Source organism: Massilia brevitalea, from assembly GCF_030711405.1.
GTDB classification, from domain to species: domain Bacteria; phylum Pseudomonadota; class Gammaproteobacteria; order Burkholderiales; family Burkholderiaceae_D; genus Telluria; species Telluria brevitalea.
The window spans coordinates 55,697-75,264 of the sequence record NZ_JAULSI010000001.1 but is presented as its reverse complement, the minus strand read 5'-3'; the positions used below and the strand labels follow the sequence as shown (position 1 = coordinate 75,264).

14 protein-coding genes are annotated in these 19,568 nt (G+C 67.3%); 9 read left to right on the top strand and 5 right to left on the bottom strand.

Annotation, left to right across the window (positions count from 1 at the left end):
* Positions 1 to 151 precede the first annotated feature (151 nt).
* From QWL29_RS00250 to QWL29_RS00225, 6 genes are all read left to right on the top strand, one after another.
* Positions 152 to 1,645: a hypothetical protein gene (locus QWL29_RS00250; protein WP_305820881.1), complete on the top strand. Its 1,494-nt coding sequence runs from the start codon at positions 152 to 154 to the stop codon at positions 1,643 to 1,645.
* Positions 1,642 to 3,126 (top strand): hypothetical protein, encoded by a 1,485-nt coding sequence (locus QWL29_RS00245; protein WP_305820880.1) that lies wholly within the window; start codon positions 1,642 to 1,644, stop codon positions 3,124 to 3,126. Before QWL29_RS00250 ends, QWL29_RS00245 begins: the two co-directional genes overlap by 4 nt.
* Before the next feature lie 27 nt (positions 3,127 to 3,153).
* Positions 3,154 to 3,603 (top strand): hypothetical protein, encoded by a 450-nt coding sequence (locus QWL29_RS00240; RefSeq protein WP_305820879.1) that lies wholly within the window; start codon positions 3,154 to 3,156, stop codon positions 3,601 to 3,603.
* Between the two features lie 13 nt (positions 3,604 to 3,616).
* The gene (locus QWL29_RS00235; protein WP_305820878.1) at positions 3,617 to 7,255 is read left to right on the top strand and encodes a tubulin-like doman-containing protein; all 3,639 of its coding nucleotides are present in this window, start codon (positions 3,617 to 3,619) and stop codon (positions 7,253 to 7,255) included.
* A gap of 74 nt (positions 7,256 to 7,329) precedes the next feature.
* The gene (locus QWL29_RS00230; protein WP_305820877.1) at positions 7,330 to 8,103 is read left to right on the top strand and encodes a hypothetical protein; all 774 of its coding nucleotides are present in this window, start codon (positions 7,330 to 7,332) and stop codon (positions 8,101 to 8,103) included.
* A 79-nt stretch (positions 8,104 to 8,182) separates the two neighbouring features.
* Positions 8,183 to 8,536, top strand: coding sequence for a hypothetical protein (locus QWL29_RS00225; protein WP_305820876.1), 354 nt, complete (start codon positions 8,183 to 8,185; stop codon positions 8,534 to 8,536).
* Between the two features lie 222 nt (positions 8,537 to 8,758).
* Here QWL29_RS00225 and QWL29_RS00220 read toward each other — a convergent pair whose 3' ends face one another.
* The 5 genes from QWL29_RS00220 to QWL29_RS00200 all read right to left on the bottom strand — a co-directional run bounded on the left by QWL29_RS00220 (position 8,759) and on the right by QWL29_RS00200 (position 16,162).
* Complete coding sequence (locus QWL29_RS00220; RefSeq protein ID WP_305820875.1) at positions 8,759 to 10,771, bottom strand: tetratricopeptide repeat-containing diguanylate cyclase; 2,013 nt, start codon at positions 10,769 to 10,771, stop codon at positions 8,759 to 8,761.
* Positions 10,772 to 11,038: 267 nt separating this feature from the next.
* The gene (locus QWL29_RS00215; protein ID WP_305820874.1) at positions 11,039 to 12,847 is read right to left on the bottom strand and encodes an ABC transporter ATP-binding protein; all 1,809 of its coding nucleotides are present in this window, start codon (positions 12,845 to 12,847) and stop codon (positions 11,039 to 11,041) included.
* Positions 12,837 to 14,588 carry an ABC transporter ATP-binding protein gene (locus QWL29_RS00210; RefSeq protein WP_305820873.1) on the bottom strand — a complete coding sequence of 584 codons (1,752 nt, stop codon included), beginning with the start codon at positions 14,586 to 14,588 and terminating at the stop codon, positions 12,837 to 12,839. The genes QWL29_RS00215 and QWL29_RS00210 overlap by 11 nt, the downstream gene beginning before the upstream one ends.
* Positions 14,589 to 14,801: 213 nt before the next feature.
* A complete protein-coding gene (locus QWL29_RS00205) occupies positions 14,802 to 15,257 on the bottom strand; it encodes a hypothetical protein (RefSeq protein WP_305820872.1) in 456 nt (151 codons plus the stop codon).
* Positions 15,258 to 15,331: 74 nt separating this feature from the next.
* Positions 15,332 to 16,162 carry a hypothetical protein gene (locus QWL29_RS00200; protein WP_305820871.1) on the bottom strand — a complete coding sequence of 277 codons (831 nt, stop codon included), beginning with the start codon at positions 16,160 to 16,162 and terminating at the stop codon, positions 15,332 to 15,334.
* A 196-nt stretch (positions 16,163 to 16,358) separates the two neighbouring features.
* On the opposite strand from QWL29_RS00200, the gene QWL29_RS00195 reads away from it, so the two are divergent.
* Genes QWL29_RS00195 through QWL29_RS00185 form a run of 3 tightly spaced genes read left to right on the top strand, consistent with a single transcriptional unit; the run spans position 16,359 to position 19,559 of the window.
* The gene (locus QWL29_RS00195; protein ID WP_305820870.1) at positions 16,359 to 16,994 is read left to right on the top strand and encodes a Crp/Fnr family transcriptional regulator; all 636 of its coding nucleotides are present in this window, start codon (positions 16,359 to 16,361) and stop codon (positions 16,992 to 16,994) included.
* On the top strand, positions 16,988 to 18,766 hold the full coding sequence (locus tag QWL29_RS00190; protein ID WP_305820869.1) for a CHASE2 domain-containing protein: 1,779 nt from the start codon (positions 16,988 to 16,990) through the stop codon (positions 18,764 to 18,766). Before QWL29_RS00195 ends, QWL29_RS00190 begins: the two co-directional genes overlap by 7 nt.
* Complete coding sequence (locus QWL29_RS00185) at positions 18,759 to 19,559, top strand: hypothetical protein (protein ID WP_305820868.1); 801 nt, start codon at positions 18,759 to 18,761, stop codon at positions 19,557 to 19,559. Before QWL29_RS00190 ends, QWL29_RS00185 begins: the two co-directional genes overlap by 8 nt.
* Positions 19,560 to 19,568: the final 9 nt, after the last annotated feature.

The following is a 19,568-nucleotide window of genomic DNA, read 5'->3' as shown; positions in this document are numbered from 1 at the left end:
CAAAGTTCCCACCAACAGCGCATATGTTGATCCTTGGAGTGCCGCCTCGCGCTACCGGCCGAATGGCGCGCCGCCGCGGCTATGGCAGCGTTATGATTTAGACAGAAATCAACACCGAATCACATACATATTCATTCGACGGCGGAGCGCAATGACATACAGATGGGAAACGCCGTCCAGCATCTGGCTGGAGGACGAGAAGAGCGGACAGTTCGCGCTCGAGGCCACCGAGGGCCTGGGTCGCGTCGACTGGCAGGCGCATGCGCGCGGCCGGCTGCCCGATCTCGCCCATCTGCTTGGCGCCTCGCTGCCGGCATCCTGCGCCTGCGCGCCAATCTATCCGGAAGGTTTCGCTTTCTGCCCGACCTGCGGCCAGGCGCTGCACAAGCTGGCGGGCCGCGTCCTCCCTCAGCCCGACTGGTGGGGCGCATCCGGCGACCAGGCCTTGCCGCGCCACGTGCCGCATGGCTTGCCGGTGACCTCGCTGGCGCTGGGCGACAGCCTGGAAGAACGCCCGGCCGCACCTGCCATCGGCCGCGCCGAGTTGTCGATGCCGGTGCCGCCGAACGCCCATTGCGTCTTCGTCGCTGGAACCTGGGGCTTCCCCGAACAGCGCCTGCTGGCAATCGCGCCGGCGCGCGGCGTGCTGCAGTACTGGGACCCATTGGCGCAGTTGTGGCACGTGATGGCGGCCGAGAATACGGCCAGCGAGCTGCGTTTCAGCGCCGGCCAGTACGGCTGGCTGCCGGCCCTGAACCCGGCGCGCGGCGAAGTCGGCGTGGTGCCGACGGACGCCGGTCTCGCGCGCCTGTGGATCAACCCGGTCAACGAAAGCTACCGCCTCGAACCCCTGTTCGCCGGCGCGCTGGCCGCCGCGCCGGGCGCGATGCGCCGGCAGGTCGGCTGCCTGTTCGTCGCGGACGGCGCGCTGCAATTGCTGGCCACGGGCAGCGACGTCGCCAACGGCGAAATCCTTTCCTGCGACGACGCGCCAACGAGTGGCTGGATGCGTCCGATCGGCTACGACAACCGCCTGTTCTGGCTGCACGAGGGCGGGCAACTGACATGGCGGCCGGGCGAGGCGCCGCGCTGGATGCCCTGGCCCGGCGGCTGGTCGCCGAAGCTGGAATTCGGCGGCCCCACGCAAAGCCGCGACGGCCGCCTGTGGCAGATCGGGCACGACGGCCAGGCATACTCCTTCCTCGAACTGGATACCGGGCAGCCGCAGCTCGAAGCCATCGACGGCGCGCGCCTCGGCTTCGCCAACCTGCTGTTCCGCCGCGGCCACGCGGTGCTGGACGAACCCTGGTCGGCCGAGCACGTGGAAGACGTACACGAGGATGACACCCTGGTCCTGCCGCTGCTGCGCAGCTTTAATAACAACCGCAGCCAGCCGAGCGGCCTGGTGCTGCGCTTCCACAAGTACACCGGCCGCGCCGAGGAAGCGCTGGGTGCAGGGACGGCGGCGCGCACCATCGCCCGCACCACGGTCGAATGGATCGGCAAGCGCAACGTGATTCTCGACGAAGTGGCGCGCCTCACGCGTCCGCTCGAATGCGTGCCTTTCGTGTACGACGGCGCGCTGTGGCTGCACCATCCCGACTGGAATGCGATGCGCGGCTGGCGCCTGGAAGAGCTGTCGTGAGCGGCCTCCTGATGCGAATTGCCGCCCTGCTTGCGCTGCTGTGCGGCGCGCTGCCGGCGTCCGCCACGCCGCAGGTCTTCCTGGTCCAGAACTCGGGCTGGATGGAACCCTTCTACGCCGACCCGCAATCGCGCTTCAAGCCGCTGGTGACGGAACTGGCGCTGGCGGTGGCGCAGCCCGGCGATGCGCTGGTGCTGGCCGCGTTCAACCAGTCGCTGCCGGGTGCGCCGTCGCCGAAAGCGCTGGTGTCCACTAAGGTAGGCGAGGGCACGCGCGCCCAGGTGACAAAGGCGCTGGCCGGCCTGGATACTGCCCGCAAACCCGGCGGCGCCCTGGCCGATACCGACCTCGGCGAAGCCGTGAGCGCCGCCATGACGCAAGCTTTGGGCGGCAAGGACGGCATCGTCTGGCTGGTCACGAACAACCGCAACAGCCCGAACAACGACCAGGCCACGGCCCAGCGCAACCGCGAGTTCTATGAACTCATCCACCGTGGCGGCGCGATCCGCACCGCGCTGGCCTTCCCCTTGCGCATGCAGGTGCAGGGCGAGCATTACCGCGCGAATGGCTTGATGGTGTACGCCTTTGCGATTGGCCCGCAAGGTGCGCAGGCATTGGAACGGCTGCTGGCCACTGGCAGCATCGCGAAGATCATCACCGAGCCGCCCGCGCGCCTGAAACCGCTGGACCGCAACACCGTGCGCCTGGTGCCGCGCAAGGTGGAAGATGCGCCGGGCGTCAGCTTCTCGATGGGGCAGGGCGGCGTGCTGCGCGCCGACGTCGCCTCGGGCGCGGTATCGCCCTCCGCAAAGATCAGTTGGAACATCGAGAACACGATGTACCCCTATACCATCGCCAGCGCCACCCTGAGTGCGCGCTCGAAGCTGGGCGGCGAGGACAAGCCGGTCATGCTGGGCAGCGCACGCGTGAACGCCCTGGTTCCCGGCAAGCCGCAGCCGCTGGCCTCGACCCTGCAGCTGCCGGTGGCCCGGCTGCCCAGCCAGTGGTCGATGGAAGCCATCCGCTCCGCCGGCTCGGCCTACGTCCTGCCCGGGACCATCGAAGTGCACCTGGCGGACCAGAAGCTGAACCTGTCCGGCGCCTTCCGCGAGCGCATGGCGGCGCTGTTTCCGGGCGACCCGCTGCCCGACATCTTCACGCCGCCGGCCCAGGTGCAGGCGTCCACCGCCGTGCTGCCGATCGAGGTGCGCGTGCACTACGGGATGGCGCCGCTGCTGGCCGTGGGCGGCGGCGTGCTGGCCCTGCTGGCGGCAGCCGGCGCCGCAGCTTACGCCTGGATGCGGCCGCAGCGCGCCTACGTGACCGTCGAGGACGAACTGCGCACCATGCATGCGCGCGCCGGCGCCGACCAAGCGATTTACGACAAGGCGGGCAATGAAGTTGCGCGCCTGAAGACAACCCTGTTCGGCCACCAGCTGACGGACCTGCGCGAAGGTGCGCAGGTGCGGCTGGGACGCTGAACCTGAGCCCAGAAAAAGGAACCCACCATGCAAACGACCCCAACTCCCTCCGGCGGCCAGGCCGATCCCGGCTTCAAGCTGCCCGAAGAGAAGAACGCACCCGACCCGGCGCTGCCCCAGACGACGCCGGAAACCGCCGGCGGCCCGGTGGAGGTCGTGCCCGGCCCGTTGCCGCCCGCCGTCACCGACACCTCCACACGCGACTTGTCGATTGGCGCAGCCGTGTTCGTGGTACTGCTGGTCGTGTACTTCTTTGTCCGCAACGCCTACGTGCACCATATGGTCGTGCGCCGCGTGGCGCCGTCGACGGCGGGCAGCGCCGGCTGGCTGCTGTTCGTTGGCCTGGCTTTCCTGTCGGCCGCCGCCGTGCTGGCCATCATCAACGCCAGCCGTTATCTCACCTGGGGCGTGACCGCGCCGCTGGTGGTGGTGGGCGCGGTGGCGCTGGTCGCCGCTCTCTTCATCGGCCGCCGCTGAAACGGACACACACATGGCAGAGATCCCCACCCCAGCAAGCATGAACAGGAAGTTCGAACCGCGGGCCGAACTCAAGGTCGACCTGCGCCCGACCCTCTTCATCGGCGCCGGCGGCACCGGCATGGAAGTCATGATGCGCATCCGCCGCCGCATCCTGTCCGCGGTCTGGAACAAGCAGCATCCGACCCGCGTGGAGTCGATTGCCGACTTCCCGGTCGCGCGCTTCCTGCACTTCGACCTCGACAACAACGCCATCATCGACGAGGGCAAGTCGCAGCGCACCGACCCCTGGTACGAACTGGTGCGCCTGAGCGACGAAGAACGGCTGGTCGAGCCGCTCGATTTGCCGCAGTACCACGAGTCCGACGACAGCCTGGCGCGCTTTCCGCTGATCGAAAGCTGGATGCCGCTGCGTCCGAAAAAACTGCGCACGCTCGGCATCGACCCGTCGAAAGGGGCAGGGCAGATCCGCTCGGTGGCGCGCCTCTACCTGTTCGACAAGTATCCCAAGCTGCGCGGCCGCATCAAGGGCGCGCTGAACTTCTTGAGCAGTAATGCCGGCATCGAGCGCAAGGAAAACTACCAGCGCCTCGGCCTGCAGGTCGACACCTCGAAATTCCGCATCGTCGTCATCGGCTCGAACGCCGGCGGCACCGGCGCCGGCAGCGCCATCGACCTGGGCTGGATGGCGAAAGCCATCGCACGCCAGGAAGTGTCCGACAGCCAGGTCGACCTGGTGATGTTCATGCCCTCGGGTTTTGCAAAGGCGAACAAGGAGCGCACCGAGGCGAACGCGTACGCCACCATGATGGAGCTGGAAACCACCATGCGCGACATGAACGCGCGCGTGTCGTGGATGGACCCGGACAGCATCCAGGGCAAGGGCGCGCCCTTCGACGACGTGTACTTCGTCGACACCGCGAATCTCGCCAACAAGGCGACCCAGGACGTGAAGGACGTCTACCAGATGGTGGCCGACACCCTGTTCGAGGATTTCGCCTCGGCCGATTTCGCCAATCGCAAGCGCTCGGTGGCGGTGAACCAGCAGCAGCACAAGCTCGGCCCCTACAACCCGCGCGTGCCCGAAGCGCGCTTCGGCGACATGCGCCTGTCGTATTCAAAAGTGTATTCGGCCTTTGGCCAGGCGGTGCTCGACACCCAGCAAAGCCTGCGCGAAGACATCCGCGCCTATGAGCTGGCGGCGCTGATGGTGAAGGAGTTCTTTGGCCTGGTGGGGCGCGACGGCGTCTTGGCGCGGCGCGCCGGCGATGCGGAGCGCGACAGCTTCATGCGCGAGCAGATGGAGATGCGCGAACGTCCCTTCAGCGAATTCCCTGATTTTAAAAAGGGAACGGTGGACGTCACGCCCTTCCAGGAATACGCGCTCACAGAACAGCTGTTGATGGACAAGGATGGGCGCTCGCTGCTGGAACGCGTGGAGAGCAAGGTGCAGCTCGAGATCGACCGCATCATGGCCGGCTACGACATCAAGCTGTGGCGCGAAAAGGTGGCCGAGCTGCTGCCGCAGCTGGAACGCGACGCCATCCGCGAAGCCGGCGCCACCGCCGAGACCAGCGAAGACCGTATCAAGCGCCACACGGGAGAGTTGACCGGGCGCCTGAAGACGCGCGTGCGCGAGCGCCTGTATGCGCTGCTCGACGACCGCAAGCAGGGCGGCCTGGAATTCGTGCTGTCGCTGCTGGAGCAGGTCAAGGCGCGCCTGCTGCAGCGCGATCTGATCAGCGCGGAAAAGAATGGCCGCCGCTACCGCGACATCCGCGACGCGCTGCGCACGCGCCAGGTCGAGGAATCGCTGAACAACCTGGGCCAGGCCGCCGGCCGCCTGTTCGGCAAGGATGCGCAGGCGCGCGAAGTCATGGCCCACCTGAAGCGCGACATCGCCGATTATTTGCGCTTCCACTTGCTGGCAGTATCGGCCGGGCAGTCGATCGAAGTCATGCGCAACATGTCGGCCTGGCTGGGCGACCCGCAATCGACCGACGAGCAGGGCAATGCGCAGTGGAGCGGCATCGCCGGCGAGTTCCAGGAAGGACGGCGCCACGTGCAGGAGATTTTGTACGCGGTCGACAACCGCATTGCCCAGCTGCGCAGCGATGCGCGCCACGAGCACGCCACCTACATCAAGCTGGCCGGCGATGTGCAGCCGGCGCCGGTGCGTCTCACGAGCGATGTCAGCACGTGGAGCGAGGAAGTGCTGCTTGAATTCGGCGGCTCGGGCAGGCTGTTCCCGCAGCTGGGCGACGAGCGCATGCGGTCCGATTTGCTGCTGAAGCTGTTCCGCCGCGCGCAGACGCAGCTCTCCAGCAGCGAGCTCGGCGCCGAGCCTTCCGATCCGCTGCTGGACCGTTTGAATGCGATGACGCCGCAGGAACGCCAGCGCGTCTTCGCCGAATGGATACGCAGTGCCATGCCCTGGGTGAACGCGCGCTTCTCGGCCGAATTCACTCCGAATTCGGACCAATTTAAATGTTTTATTGGAGTGGGCGATGTGGGCGCCTGGCGCCGCATGGAGGCTGAAATCCGCGCTGCCGTGCCGACCGGTTTCTTCCACGGCGACCTGGTGTCGATCGTGAACACGGGTGTGGCCGGGCGGGCGGTTTGCTACATCGAACTGTCCGGCATTCCGATGACGGTGCTGCGCGGCGTGCCGACCTGGCGCGCTTCGTACCAGATCGAGAACCCGAAGATCCCGACCCATTTGCATTTCGATTCGACGCGCTTCCGCCATCCGATTTCGCCGTCGATGGATGAGCTGAACCGCCTGGCCGACGACTACGAATGGTTCCTGCAGGCGATTGCGCTCGGCGTCATCCGGAGAAAAGCCGATCTGGGCGACCGCGAGGCCAGCTTCCAGCCGCGCGGCCAGTATCTGTTCGAGGTCGAGCCGGGGTCCGGCGAGTGGCTGCAGATCGGGAACGAGTTCGCGATCCGCTCGAACGGGCTGCCGCCGTATTACCGCGAGCAGGTGATCGCCGCCGTGCGCAAGCGCCTGGCGGCGGTGGGGCCGCACCAGCTGGTGCTGCTGGCCGCGCTGATGCGCCATTACCAGCTGCGTGTGTACGAGCCGCGCCTGGAGGTCGACGAGACCGGAGCCCAGCTGCCGTCGCCTTCGCTGCCGAACATCACGGCGAAGCGCCTGTATGACGCCTGGTTCCAGCGTGCCGCAACCGCCGATCCATCGCTGACCAGCGCCGCCATCGACGCCGCGCTGGCCACGCTGCCTGAGTGGACCGAGGCGGTACCGGATTCGGCATCCGACGCCTATAACTGGGAAGTTGAGCGTCCCGTGGACAAGCGCGTGATCAAGGCCGAGTTCCTGGCCAGCGATGCGCGCGCGGTGCAGGCGGCCGAGCGGCGTACGCACGCTGCGGCGCCGGTACCGATGCAGGCCATGGCGGCCGGGCCGCGCTACAAGCTGTTCGTGGCGGGCGCCCAGCGCGGGCCGTTCGCGGTCGAGGAGATTGCGCAGCAGCTCGCACGCGGCGAGGTCGACCTGGCCACGCGCGCCTGGAACATGGCGCAGGACACGCGCTTCGGCAAGTGGCAGACCGTGGCCGACATTCCTGGCATCGACCCTTCGCAGGCGAACGCCATTCCCGATCCGGACGACGGCGTTCCGGATCCGCAGTAGAAAGGGCGCCTGTGGCAGAAGCATCGCTTTATCGTTGTATTGCACCCTCGTGCGGCCGCAGCTTGCCGCGCCGGGTGAACTTTTGTCCGTATTGCGGCACGGCGCAGCAGGAGGGTATCGAGCGCGGGGACGCGGCGGCGCATGCCGAGCCGTCCGCGCAGGGCGTGCAGCTTGAGAAACCGGTGCAGGATGGCGTGCCTGTTGCCGCTGCCGCCAGCACCGTCGCGCCGCGTGCGGAGGACCGGACGGCGGCCAGTCCTGCCGCGGCGCCCGTGCCGCCGCCGAACACCACGCCCGCATCCACTTCCACGCCTGCACCAACGTCGCGTACGGAGCCAAAGCAGCCGATCCCGCCGGGCGCCAAACCGGCGCCCGGCGTGCGCGCATCCGCCTCGCAACCGTCGCAGCGCAAGCCCGTGCGCCTGCGCTGGTGGCTGCTGGCCCTGGCCCTGCTGTGGGTGGTCTGGCTGGTCGCCAACCCGGGCAAGCGCCGCGTCGAGGCGCAGATGGACAAGGCAATCGGCCTGGCCACGTCCTGCAAGCCGCGCGAAGCCCAGAATGAACTGATCGCGCTGCGCAAGACCCGCGCCACGCCGGACCAGCTGCAGCACGTGCAGCAGGTGCTGAACGACGCCGCCGCCGACTGCACCCGCAAGCGCCAGCGCGACAAGGCCTGGCGCGAAGCGAAGACGGCGGTCGAATCGGCGCTGGCGGCATCCTCGTTCGACAAGGCGCGCCAGCGCCTGCGTGCGTTCACCAAGCGCTGGGGCGACGACGACAATGCGCGTGCCCTGCACGACAGGATCGAGGAGCGCAGCCCCGAGCATCCGCGTGCCGACGGCCGGTGATGTTGCCATGCTGCTCATCCGTGAGCCATGCAATTCCGGCAAGGTGTATGCTGGCTGAAACGCGAACACAGGAGGGATCATGAAGACCATGACCATGTTGGGTGCGCTGCTGGTGCTGGCCCTGGCCGGCTGCTCGCCGCGCGATGAGAACGACGCCGGCCCGGCGCAGAAAGCCGGCAAGGCCATCGACGACGCCGGCGACAAGGTGGCGCGCGAGTTGCGGGCGCCGCTGGAAAAGGCGGACGAGGCAGCCAGGCGCGTAGCCGAACGCGCCGACGAAGCGCGCGATCGCCTGGCCGAACGCACCGAGGAGGCGCGCGAAAAGATCAAGGATGCGACCGATGAAGCCGGGCGCGGGTTGCAGAAAGCCGGCACGGTGGTCGGCGAAAAGGTCGAGCGCGCCGGCGAAAAAATGCAGGAATCGGCGCGGTAAACGATTTGCCGTTCGTAGGGTGGGCACCTGTGCCCACGCGGTACGGCACGTCCATGTCGAAATGCCGGGCGGAGCATCGTTGACGTTCGATCACCCGGGTGTTGTTTGACGTCGCGTCAAATCACCCGGTGAGACCGCGTGGGCACAGGTGCCCACCCTACGAACCCAACATCGGAAACCCCGAAACCCCGAAACCCCGAAACCCCGAAACCCCAACCCCGATCACGCGCTCGCGCGCAAATCCTGCCACCCCGCCGTCACGATCGACATCTCCACGAACCCCGCGCGCCAGGCCTGCTCGAGGTTCTGCTCGATCTCTTCCATCGAGGTCTGCGTCGTGCCGCTGAAGCCGCGCAGGCCATATGCGCGGTTGCGGCCGTGGCCCTTGGCCATGTACAGCGCCATGTCGACCAGGTTCACCGCGCGTTCCCACGGCAGCGGCTGGCCGGCGGGGGCCAGCGGGTAGGGCGCGAAGCCGATCGACACCTGGGCGCTCAAGGTCTCGCCGCCGTACTCGATGCGGGTCTCGGCAATGCCTTCCAGCAGGCGGCGCGCTACTTCGTCCAGGCCGCTGCGCGGGATCGCCGGCAAGAAGGCCAGGAATTCCTCGCCGCCCCAGCGCACGATCATGTCGGTCTCGCGCAGGATCTCGCGCAGGCTGGCCGCGATCTTGATCAGCACCGCGTCGCCGGCGCCATGGCCCCAGGTGTCGTTGATGTGCTTGAAGTGGTCGACGTCCATCAGGAACAGCGCGCTCACCATCTCGTCGCCCGAGGTGCCGACGCCGCGCTTTTCCAGCTGCTGGTGGGTGCGCATGAAGTCCTGGAAGTGACGGCGGTTGTACAGGCCCGTCAGCGGGTCGCGCACGCTCTGCTGCTTGAGTTCCTGGTTCTTTTCGTGCAGCTGGGCGTTCGCATGGCGCACCTTGCGGTACAGCATGGCGACGATCACCGTCACCAGCGCGAACACCATGATCAGCAAGCCCCAGATGCGCTGCTGCAGGCGGCGGTTGTCGATCTCGGCCGACTTCACCTGGTTTTCGCGCTCCAGCAGTTCGATCTGGCGCTGGCGCTTGTCGGCGTCGTACTTTTCCTGCAGCTCGAGCATGGCCTTCTGGCGGCGCTTTTCGAACAGCTCGTTCGACAGCGTGCGCTCGCGGTGGTAAGCGTTGATGGCGCCCGGATAATCGCCGGCGCGCTCGAGGGCGCCGCCGTATTCGGCCAGCACGCTCTGCAGCTCCGGCTTGTCGCCGTTCTGTTCGTAGATCGCCAGGCCTTCCTCGAAAGCGCGCTTGCCCTCGGCGATGCGGCCGCTGGCCAGGTAGGCCTGGCCGATGTTCACGCGTGCGGTGGCGCCCGCGGTCTCGTCCCTGATGGCGAGCGCCGCATCCAGCGCCTGCGTGCCGTAGGCGAGGGCGTTGCGGTAGTCGTGCAGCTTCAGGTAATAGTCGGACAGGTTCACCAGCGAGCGCGCCACCATCGACTGCGCACCAATGCTGCGCTCCAGCGACAGCGCCGCCAGCTGCGCCTTCAGCGCGCGCTGCATCTGGCCGGTGTCCATGGCCAGGCCGTATTCGGTGCCCTTCAGGGTGGCCATGCGGCCCGGCGAATTGATCTTCTCGGCCGCCACATAGGCTTCGGCCAGGGATTCGGACGCCTTGTCGAATTCGCGCATCTGCACGTACAGGCGGGTCAGCGCGTTCAGCACGATCACCATGTGCACCGGCTCGCCATGCTGGCGCGTATAGGCCAGCACGGCCTGCATCTTTTCCAGCGCGCGCGGGAAGTTGCCGTCCTCGGCAAAGGCTTCGGACGCCGACACGCCCACGCGCACGCGCACCTCGACGTCGTCGGTGGACAGCGCATGGCGCTCGGCCTCCCAGATCAGCGCATGCGACAGCGCGAGTTCGTTCTGGGCGTACTTGATGTAGCCCTTGCGTACCAGGCCCTTGGCGATGGCGGCGTCGTTCTTTTCGCGGCGGCCGAATGCGATGAGTTCATCGCAGGTGGCCAGCGCCTGGTCGTTGCGTCCCACCTTCTGGTAGGCCACGCACAGCTCGGCCAGCATGTCGGCCTTGTCGGCCACCGAACCGGCGCGCGCTTCGCCCTCGATCTTGAGCAGCATCGGCAGGGCGCGTTCCGGGATGAAGCGGTTGATTTCGCGGATCTCGGCCAGGCGCGCTTCCAGGCCCAGTGCCTTGGGCGCGTCGGCAAGCGCCAAAGGAGATGTCAGCACCAGCGATGCGAGCAGTGCGCACAAACGCTGCGATGGCTTTTTCGTCTCCCAAACTGCCGGCATAGCTTCCTCGATCTGGTCGTCGCGCCCGCAGTGATTGCGAGCGCCATCGACGATTATAGTCGTGTTGCTAAGTGGCAATAGCAATTTTTTATGCCGCTATCGTAAAAATGCGACGCCAAAACGTCAATATTGGCGGCTGCATATTCGGCAGTGCAGCATGGAAACAAAGAGTCACGTCCCGCTCGCGCCAGGCAGTCGCACCGCCTACACCGCCAGTTGCTGCAACAGGTACAAGCGCTGGTACAGGCCACCCTCGATCCCCATCAGCTCCTCGTGCGGGCCGGATTCCGTGATGCGTCCGTGGTTCAGCACCACGATGCGGTCGGCGTCGCGGATGGTCGACAGGCGGTGCGCAATCGCGATGATGGTCACCCGGCCGCGCACTTCCTCCAGCGCCTGCTGCACGACCTGCTCGGTGGCGCTGTCGATGCGCGAGGTGGCTTCGTCGAGCAGCAGGATGCGCGGCTCGCCGGCCAGGGCGCGCGCAATCGCGATCAGCTGCTTCTGGCCCGAGGACAGGCGCGAGCCGCCTTCGCCCAGCGAGGTCTCGTAACCATCTTCCAGCGCCGCGATGAAGTCGTGCGCGTGGGCAGCGCGCGCCGCCGCCTCGATCTTCTCGACCGCCAGGCCGCGCCCCATGTCGATGTTCTCGCGCGCCGACGCCGCCAGGATGAAGGGGTCTTGCGGCACCAGGCCGACCTCGTTGCGGAAGCGTTCGTTGTCGATGCCGGCAATCGGCTCGCCGCAGATCTCGATTTTGCCTTCGCCGTTTTCCCGGTTGGCGCTGTAGTAGCGCAGCAGCAGCGACAGCAGGGTCGACTTGCCGCTGCCGGTATGGCCGACGATGCCGTAGAAGGCGCCCTGCGGGATGTCGAGCGAGATGTCGTGCAGGACGTTCTGGCCCGGCACGTAGGCAAAGCTCAGGTTTTTCACGCGCACCGCCGGCGCGTCCTTCGATGCCATCATGCGCGTGCCGCCGGTGCGGCCGGCCGCGTGCTCCGCGGCCCCGGCTTCGGCCAGCAGCGCCTCCACGCGCGCGCTCGCCACCACTGCCTGCTGCAGTCCGCTGAACTGCATCGTGATCTGGATGAGGGGTTCGACCACGCGTGCGATGTAGCTGATGAACGCATACAAAATCCCCACCTCGACGGCGCCGATCTCGCGCCGCCCGAAGGCGAAGATCACCACCGCCAGCAGCGCCACGTTCAGCAAATCGAGCGCGGGGCGCAGCAGGAAGGCATTCACGCGGATCTCGGCGATGCGCGCCTGGTAGTGGCCGTCGTTGGTATGCGCGAAGCGTTCGCCGAAGCGGCCCGCCGCATTGCTCGCCTGGAGCACGCTCATGCCGCCGATCGATTCGGCCATCTGCCCGTTGATGTCGCTGCGCAGGGCGCGCGCACGCGTTACCGCCGGCCCCGACAAACGCTGGTACAGCCAGACGATCACGATCACCGCCGGCAGCAGGGCCAGCACGATGATCATCAGGCGCCAGTCGAGCCAGGCCATGGCCACCGTGGTGCCGAGCAAAACGATGGTGCTGTCGAGGATCGAGAACAGCACCTGGATATAGAGCTTCTTCACCGCCTCGGTGTCGTTGGTCACGCGGCTGACCAGCTGGCCGGTGATCGCGCGATCGAAAAAAGCCATCGGCAGGCGCAGCACGTGGCCGTACACCCATTCGCGCAGGCGCTGCACCGAGCGCATCGCCAGGCCGGACAGGCGCACCAGCTGCAGGTAGCGCAGCCAGGTCGAGAGCCAGCCGGTGACCAGCACGCCGCCCAGCAGCAGGGACATGCGGGTCCAGTCGGCGTGGCGCGGCACCAGGTGGTCGTCGATCAGGGCCTTGCCCAGGATCGGGCCGACCACTTCCAGCGCGGCCGCGATGACCAGCCAGAAGGTCGCCCATTTCAGGTGCCGGATATCGGGCCAGGCGGCGCGGCGCAGCAGGGCTGCGGCGCGCTTTGCTTCGGCGCGGCCGGCGTGCCTGGATTCCTTGGTTTTGTCAGCTTGCATCGATGCTGGCCTCCAGTTGTTGATAGCGCCACTGGCTGGCATACCAGCCGTCCAGTGTCAAGAGGGTGTCGTGGTTGCCGGATTCGGCGACGCGGCCGTTCTTCAGCACCACGATCAGATCGGCATTCACCACGGCGGACAGCCGGTGGCTGGCGATGATGGCGGTCAGTTCCGGGCGCGAGGCGCGCAGTTCGTCCAGGTGTTCGAGGATGTTGGTCTCGGTGCCGGTGTCCACCGCCGACAGGGCGTCGTCGAGCAGCAGCAGCGAGCTGTCGGCCAGCAGCGAGCGGGCAATCGCCACGCGCTGGCGCTGGCCGCCCGAGAGGGTGATGCCCTTTTCGCCCACCGGCGTGTCGTAGCCCTGCGGGAAGCGCAGGATGTCGTCGTGGATCGCCGCCATCCGGGCCGCTTCCTCGACTTCCAGGCGGCTGGCGCCGGGGCGCGCCAGGGCGATGTTCTCGGCGATGCTGGCCGAGAACAGGAAGGATTCCTGCGGCACCCAGCTGGTGGCCGCGCGCAGCGCCGCCAGTTTGTAGTCGGGCAGCGGGTGGCCGCCCCAGGTGACCGTGCCGTGCTGGGGCTCGGCCTGGCGCAGCAGCACGCGCAGCAGGGTCGACTTGCCGGCGCCGGTGGGGCCGACCAGGCCCAGGGTCATGCCGGGACGCAGGGCCACCGACACTTTATCCAGTGCTGGTTGGGAGGCGTTCGAATAGGTGAAGCTCACATCGCGCAGCACCAGCGGGCCATCCTGGATGGCCCCGAGGCGGCCTTCGTCGACCACCGACAGTGGCGCATCGAGCATCGGCTGCAGGCGCGCGAGACCCGCGCGGCCACGTTCGATCAGCGACAGCACCCAGCCGGCCGCGAACATCGGCCAGATCAGCTGGCCGAGGTACATGGTGAAGCTGGTCAGGGCGCCGATGGTCAGCTGGTTCTGCCAGACCAGGTAGCCGCCCAGGCCGAGGGTCAGCGTGCTGGCCGCGGTGAGGGTCAGGCCGACGGCCGGCTCGTAGGCCGCTTCCCATTTCTGGGCGCTCATGCTGGCGGCGGAGGCTTTGCCGGCCAGTTCGCCGAACTGCGCTGCGCTGCGTGCTTCCAGGCCCAGGGCGCGCAGGGTGCGCACGCCCGACAGCGATTCCTGCACGTGGTCGTTCAGGTCCGAGAAACGCTTGAGCGAATCGGTTTCGGCGGTGTGGATGTGGCGCGAGATATACCAGAAGGCCAGGCCCATCAGCGGGAAGGGCAGCAGGGCGATCAGGGCCAGGCGGTAGTCGACGCCGAGCAGCATCACGCCCAGCACCATCACCAGGGTCAGGGTGCCGTCGAAACCTGCCAGCATGGCTTCGCCGGCGGCCATCTCGATGGCGTCGATGTCGTTGGTGCCGAGCGCCATCAGGTCGCCGGTGCGCTGCTTCTGGTAAAACGCCGGACCCTGGCTTGATAAGCGCGCGTACAGGCGCATGCGCAGCTCCACGCCGAGGCGGTAGGCCGCCGAATACAGGCGGATGCGCCAGCTCACGCGCAGCACGTAGATCGCCACGCCCAGCGCCAGCAGCTCGGCGATGCCGATCATCAGGTCGTGGCGCGACAGCGTGTGGGCGGACAGGCCGTCGATCATGGCGCCGACCTTGCGCGGCACCAGGATGCTGCACACCGCCACGCCTACCAGCATTACCGCGGATGCCGCGTAGGCTTTCCAGTGGCGGCGTACGAAGCCGGTCACCAAACTCGCTAAACTCATGGGAATTCCTTGCATTGCCGCCCGCGAAAAAGAAAGCGGGCCGAAGCCCGCTAGTCTACTTTCTTTGCCGGAGCGGCGCAGCGCGCCTGCCAGGCGCCTGATACAGCCTTCATGGCTGCGTTGCACCGTCTCGCCGTACTCACGTACTGTCTTCGACGCTGCGCCTTGCCCTAAAGGCTGTATCAGGCGCCTGGGCATTGCCTGAGTAGACGATTACTGGTTCTGGCGCTCGGGCGGGATGGCGAGCGCGCAGCCGGCCACCATGGCTGGATAGGCGGTTCCCGATTTGCTGACCGGCCCCATTGTTTGCTTGTCGGTGTAGTAGCTGTCGACCCAGCGATCGTCCTTGTCGTACGCAGCGAAGTTAAACATCCGCACCATGTGCTTCTTGCAATCGAACCAGACGCCATAGGTGAAGGTCTTGACGTGTTTCAGGCTTTTGTCGGGACGAGTGAAGGCTTCCAGCGGGACCAGGTTCGGATGCTCCACCTGGAAGTCGATTCTCCTGAGCTCACCGCGGGTAAAGGCGGTCTTCTCGATGATGAAATATTTTTTTCCGCTCTCGTCGGTGTGAACGAGGGTCCAGGTATCGCTGGTGACGTTCGCTGCCAGGCTTGCCAGGGGAGCCGCGAGGGCGGCGATGCACAGGGTGCGGAAAAACTTGTTCATATTGGCCTCTTAGAAAGTTGAATTTTAGAAATATTTATCTGGCGATGCAAGGAAAAGCTGCGGTGACCGGCGTGTTACTGCGCGGTTGCTACCAGCAAGTAGGCGCCAGGCTTCATGCCGTTTCTTGTGAGCTGCCAGACAGTACCGAGGTCCGACAAGGCAGGCGTGCCGCAGTCCCAGGTGGTCGTCCCAGGCGCCAGGAAGCAGACCGACAGGCCTTGCGTCGTGGCGAATCGCGTCTTGTCGAGGTTGAAGACGGCCAGGCCCTCGCGCGGGGTGAAATTGGCGATGAACTCGAAACCGTCGACCGGCACGCCGGGCAGGCTGCCGGTGGGCAGGACCGGGTCCCAGTAGCTTTTCCAGCTGAACGAATACGGTTGCCAGGCAAGCTCCAGGCCGGAATTGGCCCATCCGGGAACGGCGTTCAGGTTGGGTGGCGGCGTGTAGCGGAACTTCGTCAGTTGGGTCACGCAGCCGAGCGCGCCCTTCGGAAGCAGGGTGGGGAAGGTCGCGCCCATTGCCAGGGTCTGACTGAACTGGGGCGGCGACGCCGATTGGGCCGGCATGGTGCGCGAATCGAACAGCGGCACCCGTAATACAACCTGGGTATCCCAGATGGTGTCGCTGCCGTCGTGCGAGACCAGGGTGGCCGCCTGGTTGACGTCGCCGCCGCCGAGCCGTTCGGTGCCGTTGACCCAGCCATTCCTTGGGTCCGTGCCGCCGCCGGGGCGCGAGGTATCGATCCGGCAGTAGTCCACCAGGCCCGGGCTATCGGCGCCGGTCTCCAGTGCGGGTACGGGTTGGGAGGCATCCTCGGCGCCGGCGCCACAGCCGGCAAGGCCCAATGCGAGCGGGAGGGTGAGAAGGGCGGGCAACAAGATGCGCTGGGGCGAAAGAGTTTTCATTCGTTTTCCTTGGTTCGGGGTAGGTCGGCGTGGCCGAGTGCTGCAGCCAGGGCGTACCGCCATTCTGGGAAAAAAGCCTTTGCCTGACCCGTGACGGGGCGGGGTCGTATTTGTCGAATATTCGCTGGCAAAAACTTGAAAATTGCAATCTGGAAATACGTGAAATATAATCAAGTTTGAAATCACAGGGCCATCCATGACTTTCCCCAGCAATACCGAACACTTGCCCTTGCCGATGCGCCAGCTCGCCGCCGCCGGCGTCGTGCGCAGGTTTGCGAAGCGCACCCGTTTCATTACCGAAGGCGAGGCCGGAACCTCGATCTACGTGATCCTGTCCGGCCGGGTCAAGGTGTTCACCAGCGACATGGATGGCAAGGAATTCGTTTTCGGGATGTTTGAAGACGGCGCGATTCTTGGCGAAATGGCCCTCGATGGACAGCCGCGCAGCGCATCGGCCGAAGCCGTCACCGATGTCCAGTGCGCGGTCGTGCCGATCTCGGCAATGCGGGCCAGGATCGCCGCCGACCCGGACTTTGCGATGGAACTCATCAAGACGCTGATCGCGCGCAGCCGCCAGACCACCACCTTCGCGCGGCGCCTTGCACTGCAGACGGCCTACCAGCGCCTGGCCGCCCTGCTCGACGACCTGGCGGTGGCGCGGGACGGCGTGCGCATCGTGCCCGAGCCGCTCAGCCAGCAGGACATCGCCGACCGTATCGGGGCCTCGCGCGACATGGTGTCGAAGCTGTTCAAGGAATTGGTCAAGGGCGAATACCTGCGCCACGAGGCCAGGCAGGTCACGCTGCTGCGGACCCTGCCGGCGAAATGGTAGCCGGCAGGGCGCGCCCGGCGCTGGCGCGCTGGCTGGCTCCCCTTGCCATCGCCTGCGCCTGCATGACGCTTGCCCGCTGTGCGCCGGCCGAGCGCCTGCAATTGCAATGGCTGGATGCCTCGTTCCGCCTGCTGCGGCAGGTGACGCCAGAAGCGGCCCGGGCCGAGGTCGCCATCGTCGGCGTCGACCAGGCCTCGATCGACGCCAGCGGCAAGCCGTTCGCGCTCATGCTCGACGAGTTCGCCCTGGGCCTGGATGGCCTGCGCCGCGGCGGGGCCGCCGGGGTCGGCGTCGACCTGGTCTTTCCTGCCGCTTCGTTTGCCCAGTTGGTGCCGGGCGGCGCGCAGCGCCTGGCCCTGGCCATCGGCCGGCTGCGCGCCGCCGCGCCGCTCGTGCTCGGCCACGCCGGCGCCGGCAGCCCGCGCGGCGATGCAGCCGGCCTGTATGCCGCGATGGCGGGAGCGGGCGGCCTTGGCCTGCTGCTGGTGCCTGCCGACCGCGACGGCGTCCTGCGCCGCATAGGTAGCGCCGAGCTGCGCAGCGATCTGCTGCTGGCGCCGCGGCTGGCCGCCAGCCTTGGGCAGCAGGCGGAACCGGGCATCGTCGATTTTTCCATTGGCGCGCCTTTCGGCTACGTGCCGCTGCACACGGTCGTTGCGCTGGCCAGGGCGGGCGACGATGCAGCCTTGCGCCGCCACTTCGCCGGCAAGCTGGTGCTGCTCGGCGCCATCCTGCCGGACCAGGACCGGCAGCGCCTGCCGCTCGGACTGGCCGCATGGGAGGCCGGAACCGGCAGTGCCGGCGTCGTGTTCCAGGCCCAGGCATTGCGCAGCCTGATGCAGGGAAGGATGGTCTCCGCGCAGCCGTGGGTGGCCGATTGTGCGGCGCTGCTGGCGCTCTTCGTGCTCTGGCACTGGCGCCTGCGTCCACGCCGCGCATGTGCCGCCGCGGTCCTGATGGGAGGCGGTGTCCTTGGCGCGAGCGTCTGCCTGCTGGCGGCCGGTGTCTTCGCGCCGGTTGCGGCGCCGCTGCTGTCGCTGGCCTGCGCAATGGCCCTCCTCGGCGTGCAGGCCTACCGGCGCGAACTGGCCGAGCGGCAGCGCATGCGCGCCATCTTTTCGGGCTACGTCAGCCCGGCCATCCTCGACACCATCCTCAGCGGCGCCCTGAAGGATGGGCTGGCCGGCAAGCGCCAGCAGCTGGCCTTCCTGTTCGCCGATATCCGCGGCTTCACGGCGTTCTGCGCGGCCACGGCGCCGGAGGAGGTGATCGCCTTCCTGAACCGCTACTACACCGTCATCAGTGCGGCGCTGCACCGTCACGACGGCACGATCGACAAATTCAGCGGCGACGGAATCATGGTCTTTTTCGGCGCCCCGCAAGCGAGCGCCAATCCGGCGCGCGACGCCATCCTCGCCGCCCTCGACATGCTCGATGCGCTGGCAGGGCTGAACAGGGAACTGGCGCGCGAAGGATCCGCGCCAATCCGGGTCGGCATCGGCATCGCCCATGGCGACGCGGTACTCGGCAATGTCGGCTCCGCCCAGCGCCACGACTACACGGCCACCGGCGCGGCCACTACGCTGGCGGCGCACATCCAGCAATACAGCAAGCAGGTGCCGCACACGCTGCTGGTCGATGACGCCGCATTCGTGCTGGCGGACCTGCCTCCCGCCCAGCGCGACCGCTTCAGGCGCATCGAGGCCAACATCGAGAAACACGGCAGCGTGGTGCTGGCCGCTTACCAGGAAACGGAGGAAGACCATGCATAGGCATTGGCTGGCCGGCATCGCACTGGCCTGTTTCACCCTGCTTGCCCAGGCGCGGGTGGAACTCATCGTCACCCAGGTCGGCGGCCAGGCGCAATCGGCGTCGCGGCCACTGGCATTGCTCGACCGCCTTGCCAGCGGCGATACGATCGAGCTCGCCGCCGGCGCCAGCCTGGTCGTGTTCCTGCAGGCCGACTCCAGGCAATGGACGCTAGCCGGCCCCGGCCGTTTCAGGGTGGATGCCGACGGGCTGGCGCGCGACGGCAGTGGCGCCGCCCTGCGCCCGGACGCGGCCGATCCGGCCATCGGCCAGGCGCTCCAGCGCCGCAGCCAGGTGCTGGCGGGCGCTATCGTGCGCGGGATGGCCGGCGATGCGCCGGGCGCCACCGACGGCATCGAGCGCATTGCGCCATCGAAGCCGCTGTTTAAATGGCGCGCCAGGCCACACCGCGGACAGTGGACCTTCAGGCTGCGCGGCGAGTTCGGCCAGCTCGTGTTCGACACCCAGGTGGCGCAAACCGAGCTGGCCCTGCCGGACACCGTGCGTCTCGCGCCGGGACGGCGTTACCTGCGCGAACTGGAATGGACCGGGCACGACGGCGCGGTGCGGGTCGATACGGCGCCGCTGCTGGCGCTGGGCGCAGCCGAAGACGCCGAACTGGCGGCCCTGTTCCCCCTGCCGGATGCGCCGCACGCGATGCGTGTGCTGTACGCGCTCTACTTGCGCAGCCTTGGGGTGCGCGCGCTTGCGCTCCACGTCGCTCCCGAACTTTCAGAAACGAGTCCCGTCAATTGAGATCCCCCA

Excerpts from the sequence above, each read along its gene's own strand:
- QWL29_RS00250 (WP_305820881.1), top strand. The coding sequence starts at position 152 with ATGACATACAGATGGGAAACGCCGTCCAGCATCTGGCTGGAGGACGAG.
- QWL29_RS00240 (WP_305820879.1), top strand. The coding sequence starts at position 3,154 with ATGCAAACGACCCCAACTCCCTCCGGCGGCCAGGCCGATCCCGGCTTC.
- QWL29_RS00235 (WP_305820878.1), top strand. The coding sequence starts at position 3,617 with ATGGCAGAGATCCCCACCCCAGCAAGCATGAACAGGAAGTTCGAACCG.
- QWL29_RS00225 (WP_305820876.1), top strand. The coding sequence starts at position 8,183 with ATGAAGACCATGACCATGTTGGGTGCGCTGCTGGTGCTGGCCCTGGCC.
- QWL29_RS00215 (WP_305820874.1), bottom strand. The coding sequence starts at position 12,847 with ATGCAAGCTGACAAAACCAAGGAATCCAGGCACGCCGGCCGCGCCGAA.
- QWL29_RS00210 (WP_305820873.1), bottom strand. The coding sequence starts at position 14,588 with ATGAGTTTAGCGAGTTTGGTGACCGGCTTCGTACGCCGCCACTGGAAA.
- QWL29_RS00205 (WP_305820872.1), bottom strand. The coding sequence starts at position 15,257 with ATGAACAAGTTTTTCCGCACCCTGTGCATCGCCGCCCTCGCGGCTCCC.
- QWL29_RS00200 (WP_305820871.1), bottom strand. The coding sequence starts at position 16,162 with ATGAAAACTCTTTCGCCCCAGCGCATCTTGTTGCCCGCCCTTCTCACC.
- QWL29_RS00195 (WP_305820870.1), top strand. The coding sequence starts at position 16,359 with ATGACTTTCCCCAGCAATACCGAACACTTGCCCTTGCCGATGCGCCAG.
- QWL29_RS00190 (WP_305820869.1), top strand. The coding sequence starts at position 16,988 with ATGGTAGCCGGCAGGGCGCGCCCGGCGCTGGCGCGCTGGCTGGCTCCC.
- QWL29_RS00185 (WP_305820868.1), top strand. The coding sequence starts at position 18,759 with ATGCATAGGCATTGGCTGGCCGGCATCGCACTGGCCTGTTTCACCCTG.